The 24,162-nt window shown below is 40.0% G+C and carries 18 protein-coding genes; 12 read left to right on the forward strand and 6 right to left on the reverse strand.

Annotation, left to right across the window (positions count from 1 at the left end; genetic code table 11):
- Positions 1 to 95: 95 nt before the first annotated feature.
- Entirely contained in the window at positions 96 to 1,787 is a 1,692-nt protein-coding gene (locus tag LEP1GSC195_RS01130; protein WP_015679547.1) for a methyl-accepting chemotaxis protein, read from the forward strand.
- A 64-nt stretch (positions 1,788 to 1,851) separates the two neighbouring features.
- Here LEP1GSC195_RS01130 and LEP1GSC195_RS01135 read toward each other — a convergent pair whose 3' ends face one another.
- Positions 1,852 to 2,397 (reverse strand): DUF4334 domain-containing protein, encoded by a 546-nt coding sequence (locus LEP1GSC195_RS01135; protein WP_015679586.1) that lies wholly within the window; start codon positions 2,395 to 2,397, stop codon positions 1,852 to 1,854.
- 100 nt (positions 2,398 to 2,497) lie between these two features.
- On the opposite strand from LEP1GSC195_RS01135, the gene LEP1GSC195_RS01140 reads away from it, so the two are divergent.
- Positions 2,498 to 2,908 carry a CoA-binding protein gene (locus LEP1GSC195_RS01140; RefSeq protein ID WP_040506163.1) on the forward strand — a complete coding sequence of 137 codons (411 nt, stop codon included), beginning with the start codon at positions 2,498 to 2,500 and terminating at the stop codon, positions 2,906 to 2,908.
- Positions 2,909 to 2,912: 4 nt separating this feature from the next.
- Here LEP1GSC195_RS01140 and LEP1GSC195_RS01145 read toward each other — a convergent pair whose 3' ends face one another.
- Together LEP1GSC195_RS01145 and LEP1GSC195_RS01150 are read right to left on the reverse strand one after the other, a co-directional pair.
- Positions 2,913 to 3,317 carry a hypothetical protein gene (locus LEP1GSC195_RS01145; RefSeq protein WP_040506164.1) on the reverse strand — a complete coding sequence of 135 codons (405 nt, stop codon included), beginning with the start codon at positions 3,315 to 3,317 and terminating at the stop codon, positions 2,913 to 2,915.
- A 65-nt stretch (positions 3,318 to 3,382) separates the two neighbouring features.
- Positions 3,383 to 3,814: a DoxX family protein gene (locus tag LEP1GSC195_RS01150; protein WP_015679632.1), complete on the reverse strand. Its 432-nt coding sequence runs from the start codon at positions 3,812 to 3,814 to the stop codon at positions 3,383 to 3,385.
- Between the two features lie 133 nt (positions 3,815 to 3,947).
- Here LEP1GSC195_RS01150 and LEP1GSC195_RS01155 point away from each other — a divergent pair, with 133 nt between their 5' ends.
- Complete coding sequence (locus LEP1GSC195_RS01155; protein ID WP_015679562.1) at positions 3,948 to 6,329, forward strand: TonB-dependent receptor; 2,382 nt, start codon at positions 3,948 to 3,950, stop codon at positions 6,327 to 6,329.
- Between the two features lie 15 nt (positions 6,330 to 6,344).
- A complete protein-coding gene (locus LEP1GSC195_RS01160) occupies positions 6,345 to 6,908 on the forward strand; it encodes an LIC_11695 family lipoprotein (protein WP_015679478.1) in 564 nt (187 codons plus the stop codon).
- Between the two features lie 8 nt (positions 6,909 to 6,916).
- Here LEP1GSC195_RS01160 and LEP1GSC195_RS01165 read toward each other — a convergent pair whose 3' ends face one another.
- The gene (locus LEP1GSC195_RS01165) at positions 6,917 to 8,011 is read right to left on the reverse strand and encodes a PepSY-associated TM helix domain-containing protein (RefSeq protein WP_015679543.1); all 1,095 of its coding nucleotides are present in this window, start codon (positions 8,009 to 8,011) and stop codon (positions 6,917 to 6,919) included.
- A 176-nt stretch (positions 8,012 to 8,187) separates the two neighbouring features.
- Here LEP1GSC195_RS01165 and LEP1GSC195_RS01170 point away from each other — a divergent pair, with 176 nt between their 5' ends.
- The gene (locus tag LEP1GSC195_RS01170; RefSeq protein WP_015679615.1) at positions 8,188 to 9,375 is read left to right on the forward strand and encodes a putative sulfate/molybdate transporter; all 1,188 of its coding nucleotides are present in this window, start codon (positions 8,188 to 8,190) and stop codon (positions 9,373 to 9,375) included.
- Positions 9,376 to 9,428: 53 nt separating this feature from the next.
- On the opposite strand, the gene LEP1GSC195_RS01175 is transcribed toward LEP1GSC195_RS01170, so the two are convergent.
- Positions 9,429 to 12,941, reverse strand: a complete 3,513-nt coding sequence (locus tag LEP1GSC195_RS01175; RefSeq protein ID WP_015679737.1) for a nitrate reductase — start codon at positions 12,939 to 12,941, stop codon at positions 9,429 to 9,431.
- 427 nt (positions 12,942 to 13,368) lie between these two features.
- Here LEP1GSC195_RS01175 and nirB point away from each other — a divergent pair, with 427 nt between their 5' ends.
- The 7 genes from nirB (at position 13,369) to LEP1GSC195_RS01210 (ending at position 22,998) form a co-directional block, all read left to right on the forward strand.
- Complete coding sequence (gene nirB / locus LEP1GSC195_RS01180; RefSeq protein ID WP_040506165.1) at positions 13,369 to 15,888, forward strand: nitrite reductase large subunit NirB; 2,520 nt, start codon at positions 13,369 to 13,371, stop codon at positions 15,886 to 15,888.
- 14 nt (positions 15,889 to 15,902) lie between these two features.
- Positions 15,903 to 16,274: a nitrite reductase small subunit NirD gene (nirD, locus tag LEP1GSC195_RS01185; RefSeq protein WP_015679633.1), complete on the forward strand. Its 372-nt coding sequence runs from the start codon at positions 15,903 to 15,905 to the stop codon at positions 16,272 to 16,274.
- A gap of 11 nt (positions 16,275 to 16,285) precedes the next feature.
- The gene (gene cobA, locus LEP1GSC195_RS01190; protein WP_015679504.1) at positions 16,286 to 17,077 is read left to right on the forward strand and encodes a uroporphyrinogen-III C-methyltransferase; all 792 of its coding nucleotides are present in this window, start codon (positions 16,286 to 16,288) and stop codon (positions 17,075 to 17,077) included.
- Positions 17,078 to 17,086: 9 nt separating this feature from the next.
- Entirely contained in the window at positions 17,087 to 18,001 is a 915-nt protein-coding gene (moaCB, locus tag LEP1GSC195_RS01195; RefSeq protein WP_015679597.1) for a bifunctional molybdenum cofactor biosynthesis protein MoaC/MoaB, read from the forward strand.
- Positions 17,998 to 19,188, forward strand: a complete 1,191-nt coding sequence (locus tag LEP1GSC195_RS01200) for a molybdopterin molybdotransferase MoeA (protein ID WP_015679687.1) — start codon at positions 17,998 to 18,000, stop codon at positions 19,186 to 19,188. The genes moaCB and LEP1GSC195_RS01200 overlap by 4 nt, the downstream gene beginning before the upstream one ends.
- A 203-nt stretch (positions 19,189 to 19,391) precedes the next feature.
- Positions 19,392 to 20,747, forward strand: coding sequence for an MFS transporter (locus LEP1GSC195_RS01205; protein WP_015679606.1), 1,356 nt, complete (start codon positions 19,392 to 19,394; stop codon positions 20,745 to 20,747).
- A 94-nt stretch (positions 20,748 to 20,841) separates the two neighbouring features.
- Complete coding sequence (locus LEP1GSC195_RS01210; RefSeq protein WP_015679551.1) at positions 20,842 to 22,998, forward strand: molybdopterin-dependent oxidoreductase; 2,157 nt, start codon at positions 20,842 to 20,844, stop codon at positions 22,996 to 22,998.
- Here LEP1GSC195_RS01210 and LEP1GSC195_RS01215 read toward each other — a convergent pair.
- Complete coding sequence (locus tag LEP1GSC195_RS01215; RefSeq protein WP_015679749.1) at positions 22,995 to 24,071, reverse strand: HesA/MoeB/ThiF family protein; 1,077 nt, start codon at positions 24,069 to 24,071, stop codon at positions 22,995 to 22,997. The two genes, LEP1GSC195_RS01210 and LEP1GSC195_RS01215, sit on opposite strands and share 4 nt — an antisense overlap.
- Between the last annotated feature and the right edge of the window lie 91 nt (positions 24,072 to 24,162).

Genomic DNA, 24,162 nt, shown 5'->3' on the forward strand with positions numbered 1-24,162 from the left:
TGCCATTATGTCACGTACAAAAATCAAATTTCCGCCTTCTCCGTTTTTAGGCTAGCATCCCGTTTGTTATTGTGAAAACTGGAATGAGAAAGCTTATGCATTCAAAACTTAAATTGTATTTCCTCCTTTCCTTTTTGACATTTGGTACTTTGTTGTTAATCAGCATGGCCATAGTATTAAAAATACAAAATGCATTACCAGAAAACCTAACAATGACAATCGGTTTTGAAATTACCATTCTTGTTGCTTTAGTTTTTCTTTTTGGATTGGTTTTGAGCAATTGGTTCAGCAAAATATTCGGAAAATTGGAAGTTGCTTTTAAAGAAGTAGGCCTCGGGAATTTGCAAGTTCGACTTCCTTACAAGAAAAATGATTTATTATCCGAATTCTATTTGAGCTTTCATAGAATGTTACAAGCTCAAGGGGAACTTATTCAACATATCAAAACCTCTGCTGATACCCTTTCCTCCGATTCACAAAAAATGAAACTAGTGACTCTTGACTTCTCAAGTAATCTCCAGTCACAATCTGCAGCAACCGAAGAAGTTTCAGCTTCCATAGAAGAAATATCTGGTGTAGCCGTATCTATCTCTAATATTGCAGAAAACAATTCTCAAAGTATGAATAACTTAACTTCTGAGGTGGACAACCTTTCGATGGCTATCGATAGAACTAGTGAGTATGTAGAAGGAACTCTAGACTCCATAAAAAATATCATTGATCGAGCAGAAGCTGGAAAAAATACACTGCGTACAATGAACGAAGCTATGGATAATCTTTCGCACAGTTCCCTTGAGATTTCTAAAACTGTAGATGTCATTTCCAAAATCAGCGAACAAGTCAACATGCTTGCTCTCAATGCATCCATTGAAGCAGCAAGAGCTGGAGACGCAGGAAGAGGATTTGCTGTCGTTGCCGAAGAAGTTTCTAAACTTGCAGAAAGAACTGCGGGTGCGGTCAAAGGAATAGATTCTTTAATGAAGAAAAATCAAAACGATGTTTCTTTAGGAAGGAAACGTATCGAAAAAACAACAATGGAGATCCAAGAAATCATAGGAAACATCGATTCCATTTCGGGGAAAATTTCTGAAGTTCACTCTGCTGTAAATACGCAAAAAGAATTAAAAACAAAACTTTTAAAAGAAGCAATTTTTGTAAAAGAAAGATCCGAAGAAATCAAAGATGCAGTAACAGAACATAAAACTGCAACGAACGAAGTAATGGCGTCAGTTTCATCCATCAGCCAATCTTCCTTCAGTGATTCAGAAAGTAGCGATTTATTCGCAGAAAAAATCACCGCAATCGCAAGTACTGCAGACAAACTCATTTCTATGGTTGATCTTTTTAAAACTAATATTGTATCAGATGAGTCTTCTATTTCGGATCGGGACGAAACCACTCATAAACTCCAATTTCGATCGGAAATTGGGAGCATCTATTATATTAAAGAAAAAGATTTACTCGAAGTCGTGTGGACACCCAATTTCAGTGAAGATAAATATACAGAAATATTAACAGAAGCCCTAAACATTATAAACAAGAATAACATCCGTAAGTGGCTAGCTGATACGAGAAGGATGGGGCTAGTCACAAGATCTGCACAGGAATGGGTGAACGTCAATTGGTTTCCTAAGGCAAGTAATTCCAGCTTAAGAAAAATGGCAGTGGTAGTCCCGAATTCAGCATTGGCGGCCATCTCGATAGATGACCAAACACTTAAGACCGGGAATGTAGAACTAAAGTCGGTTCCTAGTTTAGAGTCAGGAATTGCTTGGCTAAACGACTAAACTCGTAACAGACAAAATCTACAGATCATTGTTATATATTGAGACACAATGATCTGTTATTTTTTTATTTGTCCCTTTCCAAAACAAAAAAGAAAGGTTGTTTCATTCCCTTATAATCCATACATCCAAACAGTGTGTCTTTATTTACCTTTTTAAATACGTCATGGATGGGAAGATTATCATAAATCATTGCAGCAGTAAGTTGCCCACGAAACTCGATACGTCGGACACGAGCTTTTGATTTCGAAGTCTGGAATAAAAAGCGAACTAATAAAAATACATAACGTAAGGGCCATAAGTTTGTCGATGGGATCAATGTCGCTAACCGAACAGGCATTAGGGAGGGATTTACTTTAAATAAAGATTTCCCAAAAGATTTAAACACCAACGGATGTACATTATCAGCATCCACAAATTCCTTTCCATACCAATTGAACGTTTCTAAAGCACCGTCCATTGTATGTGAAGTGTGAAATCCTGATCCATGCCATTGGCCGATTGTATCTTCAATGGAAACAGTTTCTAATGCGTCAAAGAGTGCGAACGAATCAATCGTCGAATTGTTCTTTTTACTGCGCATTTCGTAGAATTTTTTTTCAAGAGTATTCATAATTAAATTGTTACCTAAACCAATCTTTTCTCCATCCTACTTCCAGGAAATATATAATTTCTACACTTGCAATTTCCAATCCATCGCTTATACTACCTATATGAATGTAGCAGATTCCGAAATCAAATCCCTTCTTGAATCCTATAAAAAGATAACTGTATACGGACTGAGTAATGATCCTTCCAAACCAAGTCATTATGTTCCTGTTTACATTCGTGATAAAGGATGGGATGTCGTTGGAACTTACCCCAAAGAACACAGTGTCGGTGGATTCAATATTTATAAAACTTTAAAAGAGGTTCCCAAGGAAGACCGGAAATTTATCGATGTCTTTCGAAGTTCTGACAAAATCCCCGAAGTCATAGACGAAATTTTAAGTTTGGGAGGGACTGAAGTGATATGGCTCCAATTGGGGATATCTCATCCAGAAGCTGAAAAAAAAGCGGAGGAGGCAGGAATCCGTGTTGTTTCTAATCGTTGCCTCATCATAGAACATAGAAATTATTTTTGATGGATTAATGTTTTGAAACTAATTTTTTTCCGAGCCAAGTAAATGGAAGAAAGGATAACAAACTAATGGAAACAAACCACAAAGGTTGACCAGGAAGAAAGATAAAAAAATTAAAAACACTCGCAAGAGTAAGAAGGCTACCAACTAAAATTACCATCAAGGAATCATGGTTTTTACTTAGTTTTGTCGTTACAATACCACTAACCAAGGAACCAAATATATATCCCAAGTATACTGGTATGTATGCGGATGTAGGTAGGTTTGTCATAAAAGTTTTTAGTAATTCTGGATTGGCCAGGATCTCATCACTTGGTGGTTTCACGTAAAAAGAATTTAGAAACTCGAAGGTCATCATGATGGCCATTGCCGAAACCAATCCAACAAGTATAGAAATACTATTTTTAACCACAACACCACCTACAGATACAATCAGGAAGTATCATCTATGCCGAAAAGCAATCTGAAAATTGTAATTTAGTTTTTACTCTTCGCACGAAAGTCTTGCCAAGACCCACAACTCCAAATGGCCCAAAGTATAAGCACCGGTTGAAAGAACAAACGTATCAAACGAGCTCTATCAGTATCCAAACCAAAAGCGCTGATCCCATTCACATATTGAGATATGTTTCCGGGGAAAATCATCACAAAAAACAAAGCGACTATCCAACCAACTTGCACTTGTTTGCTGCGAAGAAAAATCAAAGATAAACCCAAGCTGATTTCCACCACCCCCGACAATAACACAACTAAATCAGCATCAATTGGCAACCAAGTTGGCACCTGGGCCAAAAACTCTGTCCTATGCCATGTTAGGTGGCCGGTTCCAGCGAAAACCAAAAAAGCTCCGAGCAGGATCCGTAGCGTGGTTTGAAAGACATTTCTATCCGTTGTGTTCGTTTGATTCATGAAGCTTTAGACTAAAAAAATGCGGAGATCGCCAGACCAAGCCTGACTCTCGAGGAAAATCCCTAATTTTGATATTGAGTCCTATTCTCACTATTTTATAGACAGCGAAGGAGTAAGGCGAAGGAATGGCCGTATGAGTTCCCATTTTGAGAATCGTTCTCACATAGAGTTGCCACCCGCCCTCCCGATTTTCTCCTCATTCCAGCCCTCCTTCACTAAAAACAGCAGTTTGTTTTTTATTTTTATTCTCTGTCTCTTTTCCGCCCCCCTTCTCGCTCAAAACACAGAGAAAAAACCAGACCCCGTAAAAGAAGGACTGGAAACGAGCCCGAGTGTAGGGTCCAAACCTACTGAACAAGGGATCCGTGTTACTGGCAAAAAAGACCCGAGAGATCGGGAGATCCTTCGGACTCCAAATAGTATCAGCCGTTTGAACGAACAAGACATCCAAGACGCTGGTATCAATCGAACCAACGATATCGATAAACAGGTCCCGAATTTTTCCATCATCGATTCGGGATCACGTAACTTTACATATTTTAACATACGAGGGATGCGAAGTATTGCCTTCAGTGAACCGGCTGTGGGTTTAATTTTAGATGGGATTCCTCTGAACGACAATGTAGCGCTTAACACTGAGTTATATGGTATTGAGAATATCGAAGTGTATCGTGGAAGTCAAGCAACCTTGTTTGGAAAAAACTTTCAAGGAGGTGTCGTTGAAATCCGCACTAAAAAACCAACTAATGTTGCTGAAGGGAAAATTACTTTCGATGCCGGAAATTATAAAAAACAAGAAACATCTGTTTATTACAATGCACCCATCATCAAAGATAAATTATTTTTTGGAATCGCAGGTAAAACTACGGAACGAGAAGGATACCTATCAAACGTAACAGGATTTTATTATCCAACCAATCGACCTTATGAAGCTCCTGTAGAAATTTATAAAACCCATCCCGATGGTAGGAAGGGAAAAGCGGGGCGCTTCCGTTTGTTCTTCACTCCGAACGATATCTTTGAGGCTGACTTACAAGTCAGTGCCGAAAGTTTCGATGATGGTTCTCTCAACTTAGTCAATTATTTAGGTGCCAAATCGGAAAGAGAAAAAGCCTTATTACAAGGCTGTGTTGCCATGCCTTCCAACTGTTCCAAGTTATATGGAACATATACAAACAGAGTCAACGGAGATAGAAAAGTCTACTGGGATTATGAAGGGAAAAGTAATGTTACAGGGAATACGTACTCTCTCGCAACGACTACAAAATTGCCTCATGCAAATCTCAAAACAGCATCTGCCGTTCGTAAGATGGACATTGACCCGATCACCGCCGATTCAGATTTTACAACAATAGATCAGAACAGATCCATCTATGTAGAAAAGGCAACAACATTCCTAAACGATATATTTGTCGAATCGAAAGACAAAAATGACCCCTTCCAGTTTAAAGCGGGTATTTATTCATCGAACAAAATAACTAATATAGATCAAGCAAGGGAACATAGATCCCCAGTTTACGTCATAAATGATTTTCCAGGTCTAACTGCACCGACAAGAGAGAAAAATTTATCAAGACTACAAGACCGTAATATTAGTTTTTATACTCATAACAGTTATACATTTGCCGAGAAATTTACGTTTACAATCGGTGCAAGGTTAGAACGACAAGAAAGCCGTCTATCACATACAGAACAAGCAGAGGGCATTTCACGGGCAGGTAATCCACTCGGAGAAACTTTTGTAATGTCTGAACCTTACTCAATTAACAATAGTTACAACTACAATGTTTCTCGTTTTATTTTTGATTACAAACCAATCGAGAATCTAATGTTTTTTATTGGTTTTAGTCGTGGTTATAAAAATGCAGGTTACAGTACAGTCGTCAATATTCCAAACAGAGCCACATTCAAACCTGAAATCAATGATACCATCGAAGCTGGAATCAAATCAGAATTTTTTAAAGGAAAATTTGGATTAAAATACACCCAGTTCTATACAGAAACGCAAGACTTCCATGTGGTCCGAGCAATCAACCTTTCCCAATATGTAAACCTCAATGCAGAACTTGTTACCATCAGAGGATATGAACTCGAAACATTTCTAAAACCACACAAGGATGTGAAACTAGGTCTCTCGGCTGGTTATACCGAAGGAATTTTCAACAAGTTTCATGATTCTGTTCTCAATCGAGATTTTAATGGGAAGTGGGTTCATTTCATTCCTAAATACGATATCGTAAGTTACCTTCAATACAGAAACGAATATGGAATGTTTTTTCGATCTGAATTCCAGGCCGTTGGTCAAATGTATTTTGCAGCAGATAACACGGTATCTAGTGATCCATATTATGTAATCAACTCTAGGATTGGATACGAAACAGATACTCTCTCCGCTTACTTGTATATGAATAATATCAACGATCGGTATTACTTCACTTCTTACATCGATGGGACATTCCAAGCAGTACCTGGTGCTCCCAAGACATACGGATTTATGTTGACTTATAAAATTTAAACTCTGGAGACAATTATGAAAACAAAACTAAAAACCCTTCTCACCCTAATAACCATTGGTTTCACCGTATTCCAATGTGATCTTTTTGATCCCAAATCCAAGGTATCAAACGATGATTTGGTAGCAATGTTGGGCTTACAACAGATTTACGCAAATAGTTTGAGCGAGGGTCAAAAACTTGGTCTTAACATTGCGTATAGCCATCGTTTTAGCATAAAAAACGGTCCGCATCTTTTTTGTAGGGAATACTCAACAGCTTATCTAGAAAAACAAGCTGAATGGGAAAAAAACATGGAACAAACATATACAACTATTGGAAACGCAATTGGAATTCAGATTGTTGTGGAAAAGTTTAATGGCCCATGTTCCATCAGCGACAAAATTAGTGCCTGCCATTATGACGGTGTTGACGGAATCAATGACCTAATCCCTTACGCATACACTACAGAAGGAGAACACAAGTATCTAATTCCTGCGAACATTTATTATGGAGTAACGGATTTAAAGAATGCTAAAGAAGCTTGTGAAAGATTCAAAGGAACTTACGTTTGTTACGATCCAAGTAAATGTTGGCAATAAACTAACGATTACACAGAAGAACTCAAAGGAATTTTTTGGGTTCTTCTTCTTTTATTCTTTCTCTTAATATAAAATATACTAATTCCACTAATAGCAAGAATCGCTGGAGTAAGACCCCCGATCACCCAGACTACCTTACTCAAATGATTGGCAAAGGTTCCAAAATGAAGGGGCCGGAATGAATCTAATATTTGATTCCAGAATCTTTCTTTTGACATATCAACCTTATCAAATATATTTTTAGATTTCACATCATAGCGAACATAGGAACCGTACCGGCTTTCAAATCCAGAAGAATCAAAACGATTCCCATAAATTCCAATCGGTTCACCTTTAGAGTGGTGTGGAAAAGAAACGTATCCCAATCGGAATCCAGGAATTTCCATTTTTGTTTGTTCTAGCAATTGATTGATCGAATCCTCTGCTTTCCACAAATGGTGAACTACTTTTTCTTCTGGATATCGAAGTATCACTGTATCTCGTAAACTCCACCATCCGCCAGTGATTGCCAGAATCAAATGAAACCAGACTGCGTTAATACCAACAAACTTGTGCAAGTCGGAAAATAGAATTTGTATACTGTCTTTCCAGCGCAGACGAAACAAACTTATCCAAAATCGTTTGTAAAGTTTGATCCCACTAATCACCAAAAACAAATAGATTAAGGCAATACATCCTGTAAGAAAGTAACCCACCCCACCGAGAAAAAGACTATAATGTAAAACTAATAAAAATCCATAGAGGCTATCACTGCGATCCTCTTTCAGTTTCCCAATGACTTTACCATTGTATGGATTGATCAAGTAGACAGATTCGCGGCTAGGAATTTCTAAATTATGAAACCAAACTTGATCAGCTTGGCCATTTAAGTCAGAAACCAACCAACCCGCGACACTTCCTTCAGGAACTTGAGTTAACAATTGTTTGTATAGTGTATCCAAGGACAACCGACGTTCTTCCACTACTAGGGAATGTGAGCCTGTAAGGGATTGAATTTCCTTCCCATAGACCAAAAGAGATCCGGTCACACCCAAAACCAAAAGGAAACTCGCACCAAAGATCCCGAGTGCCAGATGCAGTTTATACCAAGTTTTTGCCTTCACAAACGATAAGCTCCTAAAGAAGAATAGATCCATATTAATGAGAACGCGTCTCATTTTCAACTAAATCTTCTCTCAGCGGAGTCCCGCCTGAAAAGGGATTCATCACCAAAATCTCCAATTGCCTAAAAAATCCGAGTTCCCAATCAGAAATGACTGTTCCACTTTAATGTTAAACTATGTTACAGCTTTCAACCTTACGTTTCAACCGCCGGGAATTTGCCGGTGCCTTTGGGGATATTGGAACGGACTTCCCCCTCCTTGTTGCGATGATTCTTGCCGCTGGACTCGACACACCAAGTGTGTTCATTGTGTTCGGATCGATGCAGATATTAACGGGGCTGGTTTATAAAATGCCTATGCCTGTCCAACCACTGAAAGCCATGGCAACTCTAGTCATTACCGGAAAAATTGCAGGGCCCATTGTATTAGGTGCAGGGATTGCCATCGGAACTATCATGTTTTTTCTTTCCTTATTTGGGTTTCTTGATCGCCTAACAAAATTAATTCCCAAAGCGGTGGTTCGAGGGTTACAGTTTGGATTAGGTGTTAGTTTGTGCCTACTAGCTTGTAAGGAATATATCCCGGCCGAACAAACGAGAGGATACATTCTCGCAGCTATCTCTTTTATCATCATAGTGTTGTTACTGGATCACAAAAAATACCCCGCTTCACTTTTTGTCATTTTACTCGGTATTATCTATTCGGTGACCTTCCATTTTAATCTTACGATCATACAAAGTAACGTAGAAGTTCATATTCCAAAATTATTTTTACCAGATGCAGATATGATCCTGAAAGGTTTTGTGTTATTGGCAATTCCCCAAATCCCGCTGTCTTTGGGAAATTCCATCCTTGCCACCAAACAAGTATCTGATGACTTATTTCCAGATAGAAAACCTATCAGCGTCAAAAAAATTGGATTCACTTATTCGCTGATGAATTTGATCTCTCCTCTCTTTAGCGGAATTCCATGTTGTCATGGAGCTGGTGGGATGGTAGGCCATTATACTTTTGGCGGAAGGACAGGAGGTTCTGTGGTGATTTATGGTTCCCTATACATTATTCTTGGGCTTTTTTTTGGGAATGGGATCCAAAACATAATCAAAACATTTCCGCTACCGATGCTTGGTGTGATTCTTTTTTTTGAGGCCCTCTCCCTTATTACCTTAATGAAAGATACAATCCAAAACAAAAGAGAGTTTATTATCGCAATCCTCACAGGCATGATCGCTTTTGGACTTCCTTATGGATTTTTGATTGCGATGGTAGTGGGGACGAGTATCTATTATTCACCAATTGCACTCGCAACATTATCTACATTAGGCGATTTACAAAAAAAGACAAGCGAAACCGTAAATAAATAAAAGCCTCACTCCTAAACATAAGAACTTATTTAGTTTTTCGACTAAGTAAATTCTTATGTAAGACTCACCATTTCTCGAATGATTTTATTCACTTCAAGACGACAACTTCCACATCCAGTGCCAGCACCGGTTGATGTCATAATGGATTCTAAATTGCAAGAGCCTTTTTTAAATTCTTCTTCGATATTTCCCCGGCCCACACTATTACAGGAACAGACAAGAGCACCTTTTGGTGGTTTGGCGGTTGTTCCGCCGGAGAGTAACTTTCCTCTTTTATCACCAAGTTCTACTCCACTTGCAATTAAGTTCTTATATTCGACAAATTCTGTTTTGTCTCCGATAAGAATGGCGCCGACGAGCTTATCACCCTTCACAATACATTTTTTATAACGTCTTCTCTTCCGATCTAAAAAAACAATCTCTTCGTATTCATCAGATAAATTTTCAAAAGAAACACCCGGAAGCCGGAGTGATACCAACTCAAGCCCAGGTATTTTCAAAAGATTGGAATGTAAAGATCCGGAGTATGTTTTGTATTTATAACCAAATATATGTGAGGCGGCGACTTTCGCTTGTTCCTCTGCCGCGAGAACCGTTCCATATACGCCACTAACATGTTCTGCAACCTCTCCAATGGCGTAAATATCTGGATCACTCGTTTGTAAAAATTCATTTACCTTAATTCCCTCACCTAATTCAAACCCGAGTCCCTTTGCCAAATGCAAATTGGGGCTTGTTCCCATGGCATAAACAATTCCATCTGGATGAAGTTTACGCCCATCTTTTAACTCTACATTGGTGATGCGGCCGTATCCATTGACTTTTGCAATTTCTGAATTAAAAAGTATTTCGATTCCTCTATTTAAAATCTCTTCTTTTAAGATATCACAAGCCACCACATCCAATTGTTTGGACATCAAACGATCCGTCCTTACAAGGACGGTGACTTTGACATTTAAAGACTTTAGGGCTGCGGCTAGTTCCAAACCAAGAAGGCCACCACCTACAATCAGGGCATGGGAATCTGGAACAAAAAAACCTTTGATTCTGTCCGCATCGGTTTTCGCACGCAAACTAAAAACTCCCACCATATCGGGTGTTATGGATTTAGGGATTTGCGGAGAACTTCCTGTAGCAAGGATTAGTTTGTTATACGAGTGCGAATTACCAAAGGAATCTTTGACAATCTTTGCTTCTGGTAAAATTTCAGTAACCGAGGTAGAAGTATGAAGATTGATATTCCACGAGACTACTTCTTCTGAATCCGCACTCGAGAGTTCATGAAATTCTTTTTCACCACTAATAAAATCAGGTAGCAGGATACGGTTGTATAAAGGATTCTCTTCCTTACAAATCACTGTGATTTCATCATCGGGAGCTAAGTCTTTATAATTTTTTATAAATGCATGTGTACTATTCCCTCCACCAATGATTAGAATCTTTTCTTTTTCTTTGGTATATGGTTTTACTTGCACTGCCGAGATTTTAAAACCTGGTTGTTTGGAAAAAGGATCATAACTTTTACTTGTTAGGTTGTTTGCTCGCGACTCATCGTTTTTATTTTTTTTCCCCCAATGCATGGGTAAAAAAACTGTCCCTTGTTTGATTGAATCCGTGATTTTAGTGCGCACACGTGCCACACCTCTTTCATTCGAAACTTCAGCAATAGCACCATCCATAAGGTCCATTCGTTTTGCATCGTCTGGATGGATTTCCAAATATGGTTCCGATTTGTGTTCCATGAGTTTTTGCACTTTGCCCGTTCGGGTCATGGTATGCCACTGGTCGCGGATACGACCTGTGGTTAAAATAAAGGGATACTCATCTGATGTTTTTTCTGAAGTGTCTTCGGGAGACACATCAAAGATCTTTGCTCTTCCATTGGCACGATAAAAGATATGATCCGAAAATAAACGAGGTGTTCCTCCGTGATCCTTATGAGGATAAGGCCACTGCACAGAACGTTTTTCCTTTAGAATGGAATAATCAAGTCCACTGATATCAATTTTAGTATTTTTTGTTAGTGCACAATGTTCTAAGAAAACATCTTCTTCCGACTGATAATCAAAGGAAGAACCAAAACCCATCTTCTCGGCAAATTTTTGAATGATAAGAGTATCAGCGAGTGCCTCACCCGGTGGATCAATGATTTTAGATAGATAAGTGACACGACGGTCGGAATTGGTCATGGTTCCTTGTTTTTCTGCCCACCCAGCTGCAGGAAGAACATAATCCGCATAAGGAATGGCAGCGGAATTCATCGATATATCCTGCACTACCACAAGTTCTGCGGCACGTAACCCTTGTTCTACCATGCGAGCATCGGGTAAACTTGTCGTTGGATTTGTACAAATAATCCACACGGCCTTCATCTTTCCAGTGCGAAGGTTTTCAAACATCTCTACTGCAGTAAAACCAGGTTTACTTTGGATGACTTCGGTTTCGACTCCCCAAAACTTCGCCACTTCCTCTCTATGATTTGCATTACTTAAATCACGGTGTGCTGGTAACAAATTTGATAGTCCACCGACTTCCCTTCCGCCCATGGCATTGGGTTGTCCGGTAAGCGAAAAAGGACCACTTCCTGGTTTTCCAATTTTTCCAGTTAACAAAGATAAGTTGAGAAGAGCCAGGTTTTTGTTGACACCCACCACACTTTGGTTGAGTCCCATCGCCCATAAAGATAAAAAACCTTTCGCATGACCAATGTATGAGGCCGCCAAATGAATGTCGCTTACAGGAATTCCACAAGTGATTGCAGCAGATTCTACATCGAAGTTTGATAAAAGTACTTTTAATTCTTCAATACCTTCTGTATGGGATTGGATGAATTCAGAATCGATCCAATTGTTTTGGATTAGAACCTTGGCGATTGCATGGAAAAGATAAATATCGGTTCCTGGATGGATTTGTAAATGTAGATCTGCTTCCTCACAAGTGTCCGTCCTTCGTGGATCCACAACAATGATCTTTACATCGGGATTGTTTTTTTTATGAGCTTCAATCCTACGAAACAAAATGGGATGACACCAAGCGGGATTAGCACCGGCAATCAGGAAACAATCCGCAAGTTCAATGTCTTCGTAAGCAATCGGCACACTGTCTTCACCCAAAGCCATTTTGTATCCCACAACAGCCGAACTCATACAGAGCCTTGAGTTGGTATCAATATTATTGCTACCAATATATCCTTTGATGAGTTTATTAATAATATAGTATTCTTCAGTGAGGAGTTGGCCAGAAACATAGAACCCAACAGAGTCCGGCCCATAAGTTTGAATCAATTTTTTGAATTTATCGGCGATTCCAGATAATGCATTATCCCAACTAACTTTCGATAGTGGAAGATTTTTATCTTTTCGATAAGAAGGATAGAGGATACGATCACTTCTATCCATCACCGTATAGTGCAAATTCATCCCTTTCGAACACAAAAGTCCCTTGTTCGCTGGATGGTCTTTGTCCCCTTCAATAGAAATCTCTGTAGAGCCAGTTTTGTGAACGGTAACTCCACAACCAACCCCACAATAGGAACAAGTCGATGCATAGGTTTCTTGGATCTGCACACTGATTATCAGCAATAACTATGCCAATTGCTGAAATATTCACAAAAATGCTTATTAGCATAGGGATTTGAATCAAATCCTCCCATTTTGAAAAACCCAACTACAAATTTCTGAAAACCTGAGATTGTAAACTGTACGATAAACGAACATTTTTCTTAAATTCTAATAGAAAGGAGCAAAATAGAACCAGTAAGGACGGCCCGGATTCGGAAAACTTATACTAGAGCGAGAGACGTTTTTCTTTTTTTGTAGTAAATTTTATTTTTTTTCGCCTAAGACTCTCCCTATTCCCTAAGTACAACCCAAAATCAGTAGTATTTTTAATCTAACTGCATCCGTTAGGTACACTTCGTGCATATTGTAGGAAGATTGGAACCATTCTAGCAGTTCCTTTCAGAAAACTTTTGGGTCCAGGTAGGGTAAAAAAATGATCAAGCGAAAGTTAATCGTTATTGGAAACGGGATGGTGGGTCATAGATTCTGCGAAAAATTAGTGGAGTTTGGTGGCACAGACAAATTTGAGATCACAGTGCTTGGGGAAGAACCAAGACGAGCCTACGACCGTGTCCATCTTTCTGAATACTTCGCCGACAAATCTGCGGATGGTTTATACCTTTGTCCTCCCGATTGGTACAGATCGAATGGAATTAAATTATTATTATCTGAACCTGCCATCTCCATAGACACCATCAAACGAAAGTTAGTTACCAATTTAGGAACTGAACTCGAATTTGATGAACTCATTTTTGCTACTGGATCCTCTCCTTTTGTACCTCCACTGGAAGGTTTAGATAAAGAAGGAGTTTTTGTTTATAGAACCATTGAAGACCTAGAACAAACAATGGAATACAGCAAAAAAGTAAAGAAGGCTGCTGTGCTTGGTGGGGGACTTCTCGGACTCGAAGCTGCCAAAGCTCTTGTTGATTTAGGAAAAGAAACGCATGTTGTGGAGTTTGCTCCAAGGCTTATGCCAAGGCAATTGGATGATGGTGGTGCTGCCATTTTAAAATCCAAAATCGAAGAGATTGGCGTTGAAATCCATCTAAACAAACAAACGGAAAAAGTCCTTGGCAATGAAAAAATCGAAGGATTCGAATTCAAAGATGGCGGTAGCCTTCAGTTCGATATGCTCATTGTCTCTGCAGGGATTCGTCCACGAGATGAACTCGCCAAAGAAGCGGGCATTGCTGTGGGGGAACGCGGTGGTATCATCGTCGATGATGGAATGGGAACCAATGTGTATGGAATTTATGCCATTGGCGAAGTAGCATTACATAGAAATTTTATTTATGGGCTAGTGGCGCCAGGTTATGAGATGGCAGAAACTCTTGCCTTCAATTTATGTAGCCCTGGCAGCAAACCAAAGGTGTATATTGGCTCAGATTTATCCACAAAACTGAAGTTAATTGGAGTGGAGGTGGCTTCTTTTGGAGATGCCCTTGGTCAATCAGAACACATTCCCATTGTTTTTAAAAATCCAAGAAGTGGTGTTTATAAAAAATTAGTCATCTCTCCTGACGGTAAATACCTACTCGGTGGAATCCTTGTGGGAGATGCAAAAGCTTATGGAAATCTACTTTCCTTTTATTTAAACAAAATGGAACTTCCAGAAGAGCCGGAAACCTTGATTGTTGGTTCTGTTTCCGCAGAAAATCTTTTTGGGGCCGATGCTTTGCCAGATGAAGCAAAAATCTGTTCTTGTAATAATGTTTCCAAAGGAAATATCCTCGCTGCCATTCGTGAAAAAGAATGTTACGACATTACTAGCTTAAAGAATTGTTCCAAGGCGGGTAGTGGTTGTGGTGGATGTTTGCCACAAGTCAACTCTATTCTCAAAGCAGAATTAAAAGTCCAAGGAAAGGTAGTCACAGAACATCTCTGTGAACATTTCAAATTTTCTAGAAAAGAACTTTTCCAAGTCATTAAAGTAAAATCATTAAAAAGTTTTCCCGATGTGATCAAAGAAGTCGGTCGCGGAAACGGATGCGAAGTTTGTAAACCAGCCGTTGCATCCATCCTTGCCAGCGTATGGAACGAACCCATTCTCAAACATAGAGAAATCCAAGATACCAATGATAAGTATCTCGCCAATATCCAAAGAGGAGGAACCTACTCTGTCGTTCCGAGAATCCCTGGAGGGGAAATCACTCCTGAGAAACTCATTGCGATTGGAGATGTTGCCAAAAAATACAATCTCTATTGTAAAATCACTGGTGGACAACGCATCGACTTGTTAGGTGCACGTATTGACCAACTCCCTGCGATCTGGAAGGATTTGATCGAGTTTGGATTTGAAAGTGGGCATGCCTATGGAAAGTCCATGCGAACTGTCAAAAGTTGTGTGGGTTCTACTTGGTGCCGGTTTGGAGTGCAAGACAGTACATCTTTTGCGATCAAATTAGAAGAACGATACAAAGGAATTCGTGCCCCACATAAATTAAAGTGCGGAGTGTCCGGTTGTATTCGTGAATGTGCAGAAGCCCGTGGAAAAGATTTTGGAATCATTGCCACAGAAAGAGGTTGGAACCTTTATATCGGTGGAAACGGAGGAGTGAATCCGAAACATGCGATTCTTTTTGCAGAAGACTTAGATGAAGACACATGCATCAAGTATATCGACCGTTATATGATGTTTTACATCAGAACGGCAGACAAACTCATGAGAACCTCTACTTGGTTAGAACAACTAGAAGGGGGAATTGATTACTTAAAAGATGTAGTGATCAATGACCGTTTGGGAATCAACTCACAACTAGATGAAGAGATGAATGCTCTTGTAAACACATATCTCTGTGAGTGGAAAGATGTTGTAGAAGATACTGAAAAACAAAAGAAGTTTAGACATTTTGTGAACAGTAACGAAACAGATCCTAATATCAAATTCATCGAAGAACGTGGCCAGATCCGCCCAGTGGATTGGGTAGAAAAAGATTTAGTCAATTCATAAACAGGAGAAAGAAAATGTCAGTAGATACAAAAAACAAAGAACGAGTATTCATAGGTCCAGTTTCTGAATTTGAAAAAGAAGGCGGAGTCTCGGCAAAAGTGGGCGAAAAACAAATTGCGATCTTCTACTTTGAATCAAGAAACGAATGGTATGCTTGCGACAATGCCTGCCCCCACACTGGAGATATGGTTTTATCTAGAGGATATCTCGGAGATACCAATGGCGATCCAAAAGTAGTATGCCCTCTTCATAAAAGAAATTATTCACTCACCAGTGGTGAATGTCTTAGTGGAGAAAATTACAAAGTCAACTTATATCCAGTCATTGTGGAAAATGGATCTGTCTATTTGGAAGTAGATCCTTCGATTACAGGTAACAAAGGTTAATCGTTAAGTCTATGGATGCGCGAAGCCACCAGACAAACAAAGGTAAAGTGTATTTGGTCGGTGCAGGCCCGGGAGATCCGGAACTACTCACTGTCAAAGCACTCAAAACACTACGGAAAGCAGATGTTGTTTTCTATGATGATTTGGTTTCCCCTCGGATTCTTGGAGTTTGTCGAAAAAAAATCCAATTGGTTTATGTTGGGAAAAGACTGGGAATCCATAGTTGTTTGCAAGACGAAATCAATTCTAAACTCATCCAAGCTGCAAACGAATTCAAAACCGTTGTTAGGTTAAAAGGAGGAGATCCCTCTATTTTCGGACGTGTGGGGGAAGAGTTTGCGGCCCTCTTATCGGAAGGAATCCAATGTGAGATTGTTGCGGGGATCACTACGGCTTCGGGAGTAGCCTCTTCCTTAGGATTTCCATTAACCCATAGAGACTATGCCAGAGAGATCCTTTTCCTATCGGGACACAAGAAGGATGGAGCCAATTCCGAAGGTTTTAAAAATCTCAACTGTGTTGGGAAAACCATAGTGGTTTATATGGGCTTAAATTCGATTGGTCTCATTGTCTCTGAACTCCTAGATGCGGGCAATGCAAAAGATACTCCCATCGCAGTCATTCAAAACGCAACTCTCGATACAGAACGAGTCTTTACTGGAAATTTAAATTCGATCCAATCCATCATTGAAGAAAACGAGGTCAAATCTCCTGCCATTCTTGTGATCGGAGAGATTGTTCGTTTCTATCGTGAGATGGAAAATTTGAAAAATGACTATTCTTCCATTCTCACGCCCTTATAAGGGATAGGAATGAATGATATTACAGGCAAAAGAACCACCCTTCGGTATGCAGAAGCAGAAGGGTATGTGTATTGTAAAGCGGAGACAATTGAAAGAGTTAAAGCCAACACATTACCCAAAGGGGATCTCTTTGGTGTAGCTAAGGCTGCAGCCTTACTCGGATCCAAAAAAACTTCAGAACTCATCCCCCATTGCCATCCCGTTCCCATCGATTCCTTTTCGGTTCAATTTGAAATCATAGAAGAAAAAAATGCCATCCGCATCCAAACGAAAGCCAAGTCCATAGGCAAAACAGGAATCGAAATGGAAGCCCTAACTGGCGTTACAGTTGCCGCTCTTGTGATTTATGACCTCTTAAAACCCATTGATAAAGAAATAGAAATCTCTTCTGTCAAACTCCTAGAAAAGAAGGGAGGAAAAACAGATGCACAAATTTCCAAATTTGCCGCCGGTTCCAATGCAAAAATTCTAGTTTGTTCCGATTCTTGTTTTGCTGGTAAAAAAGAAGATGGATCGGGAAAGGTTATCTCCGAACTTCTCATCCAAGAAGGGGTGGATGTTTTAGAAATTAAAATTGTCCCCGATGAACCAAAAGAAATCCAAGAAACCATCACCAATTGGGCCAAAGAAAAAATTGATCTGATTGTGACTACCGGTGGCACGGGCCTTGGACCTAGGGACAATACAACCGATTCGATAAAAGTAATCTTAGAACAAGAGTTACCTGGTGTTGCGGAGGTGATGCGTTCCTTCGGACAAGACAGGACTCCTTTTGCGATGTTGTCACGTTCTATTGCTGGTAGAATTGGAAAATCTCTCGTTGTTTCTGTTCCTGGAAGTAGCAATGGAGCAAGAGAAAGTATGACTGCCATTCTACCTGCGATCTTTCATGCCAAAAAAATGATGCGAGGAGAGGGACATTGATTTCCTACGCAGAGGCCCTCGATAAAATTCTATCGGAAGTTCGAATTTATCCGATTGAACTGGTATCTTTAAATCAAAGTCTAGGGCGAGTGCTTAGTGCAGATGTCACTGCCGATCGGGATTACCCACCTTTTCATCGTTCGGCGATGGATGGATTTGCGATCCATTCCCATGGTTATGCACAAAACCAAATCTATCCTTACCACAGAGAACTTCCTGCGGGAATGAGTATGGATTTAGAGCCAAATGAATTGGCCATTCGGATTATGACCGGTGCCCCTGTTCCCGATGGTTTGGATGTTGTGATCAAAATCGAAGATGCGACTCTCAGTGGATCGAATGGAGAAAAACAAGTTTCGTTTTCCTTAAAAGAGGTGAAACCTTGGCAAAATATCGCAAAACAAGGAGAAGATGTAAGAAAAAACCAATTGGTTTTGCCAAAAGGAATCCAAATTGGTACCTCTGAATTCTCTCTCCTAGCAAGTCTCGGCAAAGATAAAGTTCCAGTTGTCAAAGCACCCGAAGTTCATATCATCTCCACAGGAAATGAAGTAGTTCCTATACACCAATCCCCCCTCACCTATCAAATTAGAGACTCCAATTCTTATACAATCTCCTCCATTCTTTCCAAATACAAAATCCAACCAGAGTCCGTTACCCATGTTCCTGATTTAGAATCAGAACTCACCGAACAAATTCAAAAAGGGTTAGATGCGGATATTTTAATTTTATCGGGAGGAGTTTCTATGGGCAGTATGGACCTTGTACCATCCATATTACAAAAATTAGGTGTTGAACTTATTTTCCATAAAACAGCAATCAAACCAGGAAAACCCATTTGGTTTGGAAAAAGAAAAAACACTGTAGTCTTTGGAATGCCAGGAAATCCATTCAGTGTCCAAACCTGTTCTCGAATTTTTCTCGAACCTTTTTTGAGAAAGTCCTATGGACAAAACCAACTTCCTTCTTATAAACTCCCCTTTTCTTCCACAAAACAAAGAAAAGGTGGTCTTACTGAATTTTTCCCTGTAAGATTTGAAACAACGGACAAAACTTATCTCTCACCAACTGCTTTTAATGGAAGTGGTGATGTAAGAGCCGGCATTTTCTCCGATGGACTTGCAGTCTTTCCAAGCGAACTCTCACAAATCCAACCAGGGGATATGATCGAATTTTTGCCTTGGTGAAACAAGTATGCGCAATACTTGTACAATTGGTACGCAGTTCATGCGGTTTTTGGTCAAAAAATTGCCCGATTGTAGTACATATTCTACATCAGGGAAAACCATAAGCGTAAAGTTCAGTTTTAGGGCGTTTTAACCCATTTTAGGTCATTTCGTGCTCTGGTACGCTTTTTGCACTGTTTATCAGCATAAGGAGTACACGCACCGTGACCATTACACCTCATGCGAAAGCAACTAAAATCGAATTATTCAGCCTGGCGACACCCCAGATGCGCACCTTCCACCTAACATGGATTGCATTTTTTCTATGTTTTTTTGGATGGTTTGGCATCGCTCCCCTTATGGTTTATGTTAGAGAGGAACTTTCTTTAACAAAAGCTCAAATAGGAAACATCATCATTGCCTCGGTAGCCATAACCATCTTTATGCGACTCTTTATCGGTTGGTTGTGTGACAAAATTGGACCACGGATTGCTTATACATTTCTTTTGACTTTAGGATCAATCCCTGTTATGTGTATTGGTCTTGCTGATAGTTATCTATCATTCTTATTATTACGATTGGCTATTGGAGCTATTGGTGCTTCTTTTGTGATCACTCAGTATCATACTTCTGTTATGTTTGCTCCAAACATCATTGGTACAGCCAATGCAACCACGGCAGGATGGGGTAACTTAGGTGGTGGTGTGACTCAAATGGTCATGCCCATTCTATTTGGATTTTTTGTTGCCTTCGGATTTACAACGGGAGTTTCCTGGAGACTTGCTATGGTGGTTCCGGGTGCTGCCTTGTTTTTTATGGGAATCATCTATTACTTCGGAACACAAGACACTCCCGGTGGAAACTTTAAAGACATCAAAGAAACTTATCCAACTTTCCAAGGGGGAAAGAAAAATTCACTGAGTAACTTTTTACTCGTGATCAAAGACCCTAGAGTATGGTTACTCTTCCTTGCTTACGGTGCATGTTTCGGAATCGAACTTACGATCAATAACATTGCTGCCTTGTATTATGTAGACCAGTTCCAATTGTCTCCTGCCACTGCGGGCCTCATCGCTGGACTTTTTGGACTCATGAACTTGTTTGCAAGAACCCTCGGTGGCGCCTTTGGCGATAAGTTCGGAATCAAATGGGGACTTCGCGGAAGAGTTGTTTGGTTGAGCGCCGTGCTTGCTGGGGAAGGACTATGTTTGATTTTGTTTTCACAAATGAGTTCACTGATCCTTGCCATCTCGTCCATGATTGTTTTTAGTTTGTTTGTGCAAATGTCCGAAGGAGCTACATTCTCCGTTGTTCCTTTCATTAACAAAAAAGCAATTGGAGCAGTGTCTGGAATTGTGGGTGCTGGTGGAAATGCGGGAGCAGTGTCTGCGGGATTTTTATTCCGAGGGGACCTAACCTACCAAAACGCACTCCTAATCATCGGAATTACAGTGACCATTGCGTCCTTCTTTACTTTACTCGTAAAATTTTCAACGGAAGAAGAAAAGGAAGTAGGTGATGAAATGAGTCAAATTCTACCAACTGGCGAGAAGAAATCCAATTTGGTTTCTGCAACATAGAACGTCGAAAGAGTCGATTTTGCAAAAAATCGATTCATTTTAAACTTGTCTAAAGAAAAACTTTCTCTTAGGATTTCTGTCTTAGGAGAGAGTTATGGATCAAATTCATTATCGGTCTTGCAGTTTATGCGAGGCAATGTGTGGACTACAAATCGAACTGAAAGATGGCTCCATCCAAGGATTTAAAGGAGATCCGGAAGATCAGTTTAGCCGTGGCCATATTTGTCCCAAAGGTCCCGAACTAAAAAGCCTCTACCAAGACCCCGATCGGATCAAATTCCCTCAGAAAAGAACAAAAACGGGATGGGAAACTGTTTCTTGGGTGGATGCCCTCTCCGACATCGCAACTCAACTTGTTAAAATTCAAACCACTTATGGAAATGATTCCGTTGCCATCTATAATGGAAATCCCACCGTTCACAACTACGGCTCTATGTTACTCGGACAAAGGTTTGCCAGTAGACTCAAAACAAAAAATAATTTTTCCGCCACCTCAGTAGACCAGTTACCCCACCAATTACTTTCTTATTTGATGTTTGGCCACCAACTCCTAGTCCCCATCCCAGACATTGACCATACCGATTTTTTTCTCATTTTAGGTGGGAATCCATTTGCATCTAACGGAAGTTTAATGAGTGTCCCTGATGTCAAAAAAAGATTAAAAGCCATCCAAGACCGAGGGGGAAAGTATGTGGTGGTCGACCCTCGTAAATCGGAAACAGCTACTCATGCAGATGAACATTTGTTTATCAAACCAGGAACCGATGCCTACTTCCTACTTGCCATCCTCCATGTCCTTTTTGAAAAACAACTGACAAAACCAAATGACCTAGTCCGTAAAGAAGACTTACAAACCATTCAAACAGTCACAAAAGATTACAGTCCCGTAAGAGTATCCAAAATCACAGGAGTTCCCAAAGAAACCATAGAAAGAATTGCATTTGAATTTGCGAATGCACCTTCCGCGGTTTGTTACGGGAGAGTCGGTGTGTCCACTCAAGAGTTCGGAGCTGTGTGCCAGTGGCTCATCAACGTGATCAATATTGTCACAGGCAATTTAGACAAAAAGGGCGGTGCTATGTTCACACTCCCCGCTGTCGACTTAGTGGGAGAAGGATCTGTGATGCGTTCTTCTCCAGGAAGTTTTAATACCTATCAATCGCGAGTTCGCAAACTTCCTGAATTCAGTGACGAACTTCCTGTGGCAGCACTCGCCGAAGAAATACTCACAGAAGGGGAAGGAAAAATTCGTGCCCTATTCACTTCGGCAGGGAACCCAGTATTATCTACACCTAACGGAACAAAGCTGGATAAAGCCCTATCTAGTTTGGATTTTATGGTGAGTGTAGACTTTTATTTGAATGAAACCACAAAACATGCACACTACATCTTACCTCCCACTTCCGCTTTAGAACATGACCATTATGATTTGATTTTTAATGTATTTGCGGTTCGGAATACAGCAAGATACAACCAACCATTATTTACACCAGAACCCGGAATGTTACATGATTGGGAGATTTTTTCTGATTTAACCAAACGTTTGGAACTAACCCGTGCCGGTAAAGAACTCCCCAAAGACATCATCAAAACAAAACTAACACCCGCTAGTATCATTGACCACGCACTCAAATCAGGACCTTATGGAAACAAAGGACCTCATAACAAAGAAATGAGTTTGGAGCTATTAAAAAACAGTCCTCATGGTGTGGACTTAGGACCACTTACAACTAGCTTTCCAGAGCGTTTGTATACCGAAGACAAAAGGATCCATCTCTTCCCAGAAATTTTAAAAGAAGACCTGCCAAGGCTGAATGGCAAGTTTTCTGAATGGGAAAAGTTTAGCTCTGACAAATCTCATTTTCTACTGATAGGCAGAAGGCATTTGCGAAGTAATAATTCTTGGATGCACAATCTACCAAAACTCATGACAGGTAAAGCGCGCTGTACTGTGATGATCCATCCTAGTGATGCCAACCATTTGGGAATTATCAATGAGGAAGAAGTGATTGTCGAATCTTCTGTTGGTAAAATTCAAATCCCCGTAGAAATCACCGAAGAACTGATGCAAGGTGTTGTGAGCATTCCTCATGGTTTTGGACACAATCGCGGAGGAACCAACCAAAAAGTGGCTACTGAATTTTCAGGAGTGAGTATCAACGATCTTACCGATGATCAGGCGATTGATGAGTTTTCGGGGAACGCAGCCTTTAGCGGAATCAAAGTATCGATTAGAAAACAACCAGCCTAAAGGAAAGGTTGGTTATTTAAATACTGGGAATAGGATCGCCGTCCCCCGATGAGCGAATAAACGTCATTTGCAGTTTGTAAATAAGAGAGTGCTTTTTTAGAGCGAACTCCTGTTTCGCAAATACAAACAAGAATTAGGTCTTTTGAAAACTTGGGAAGATACCCTTTTTCCAATTCGGATAGAGGCAATAAAAAAGCATCGGGAACGGGGAGTGAGTCCGTTTCTTCTTTTTCTCGGACATCCACAAGCAGAGTATTTCCTTGGTTTTTATAAGTTATGAATTCGCTTGGATGTATTCCTCTATCTTCAAAAATCGCATTTGTTTCTTTGGTTCCCTTTCCGCAAACAGGACAATCGACATTTGCCTCTATCTTAGATTGGTATAATGTGGGAGGATTCCATTCCATAAAGTATACAGAAGATAAGTCTGTCGAGTTTGGATCCAAAAGATACTGCAGAGCCAAGGAGGCTTGGTAGGTTCCTGCCAGTGCAGTTTGTACACCGAGCACACCACCCAAACTACAATTCAAGGTATCCCCTTCTTTTAAACTAGGAAACAAACAACGGTAACACGGTTTTCCTTTTTCAGAGAAAATCGCGAACTGAGCGCTCGTGCGAAATACGGAAGCAGTGACTAAAGGAACTGATTTTTGAATGCAAAGATCATTGATTGTATACTTAGAAGAAATGGTATCGGTACAATCTAAAACGATGTCCCAACTATCGAGGAGATTCGGATTTGTATTTTCCGAAACCAGTTCCGAAAAACATTGGATCTCTAACCAAGGACAATGTTCCAACAAAACTTTAGAGACCACTTCTGTTTTGGGTAGGCCAATGTCTCTAAATGTAAACAATGTTTGGCGATGAAGGTTTGAAACTTCCACAATATCAAAATCAACAAGGCCAATCCGACCAATTCCACCAAGGGCCAGTTGCAAAACAGCAGGACAGCCTAGTCCCCCAAGTCCGATGACCAGCACAGATGACTCTCGCCATTTTTTTTGGCCACTACGACCAATTTCGGGAACCTGGACTTGGCGTTGGAAGAATGCTTCCTCTTCTGTACCCATAAATTAGAGAAGAATTAAGGATTTAAGGCAATCAAGGAGAAATTACACTTTTAAGTAAAATAGTTTAATAAACGAATTTATCTTCCTATTT

It is taken from the genome of Leptospira wolbachii serovar Codice str. CDC (assembly GCF_000332515.2).
Classification (GTDB): Bacteria; Spirochaetota; Leptospiria; order Leptospirales; family Leptospiraceae; genus Leptospira_A; species Leptospira_A wolbachii.

Excerpts from the sequence above, each read along its gene's own strand:
- LEP1GSC195_RS01210 (WP_015679551.1), top strand. The coding sequence starts at position 20,842 with ATGGATCAAATTCATTATCGGTCTTGCAGTTTATGCGAGGCAATGTGT.
- LEP1GSC195_RS01215 (WP_015679749.1), bottom strand. The coding sequence starts at position 24,071 with ATGGGTACAGAAGAGGAAGCATTCTTCCAACGCCAAGTCCAGGTTCCC.
- LEP1GSC195_RS01150 (WP_015679632.1), bottom strand. The coding sequence starts at position 3,814 with ATGAATCAAACGAACACAACGGATAGAAATGTCTTTCAAACCACGCTA.
- LEP1GSC195_RS01135 (WP_015679586.1), bottom strand. The coding sequence starts at position 2,397 with ATGAATACTCTTGAAAAAAAATTCTACGAAATGCGCAGTAAAAAGAAC.
- LEP1GSC195_RS01140 (WP_040506163.1), top strand. The coding sequence starts at position 2,498 with ATGAATGTAGCAGATTCCGAAATCAAATCCCTTCTTGAATCCTATAAA.
- LEP1GSC195_RS01160 (WP_015679478.1), top strand. The coding sequence starts at position 6,345 with ATGAAAACAAAACTAAAAACCCTTCTCACCCTAATAACCATTGGTTTC.
- cobA (WP_015679504.1), top strand. The coding sequence starts at position 16,286 with ATGGATGCGCGAAGCCACCAGACAAACAAAGGTAAAGTGTATTTGGTC.
- moaCB (WP_015679597.1), top strand. The coding sequence starts at position 17,087 with ATGAATGATATTACAGGCAAAAGAACCACCCTTCGGTATGCAGAAGCA.
- nirB (WP_040506165.1), top strand. The coding sequence starts at position 13,369 with ATGATCAAGCGAAAGTTAATCGTTATTGGAAACGGGATGGTGGGTCAT.
- LEP1GSC195_RS01170 (WP_015679615.1), top strand. The coding sequence starts at position 8,188 with ATGTTACAGCTTTCAACCTTACGTTTCAACCGCCGGGAATTTGCCGGT.
- LEP1GSC195_RS01155 (WP_015679562.1), top strand. The coding sequence starts at position 3,948 with ATGAGTTCCCATTTTGAGAATCGTTCTCACATAGAGTTGCCACCCGCC.
- nirD (WP_015679633.1), top strand. The coding sequence starts at position 15,903 with ATGTCAGTAGATACAAAAAACAAAGAACGAGTATTCATAGGTCCAGTT.
- LEP1GSC195_RS01130 (WP_015679547.1), top strand. The coding sequence starts at position 96 with ATGCATTCAAAACTTAAATTGTATTTCCTCCTTTCCTTTTTGACATTT.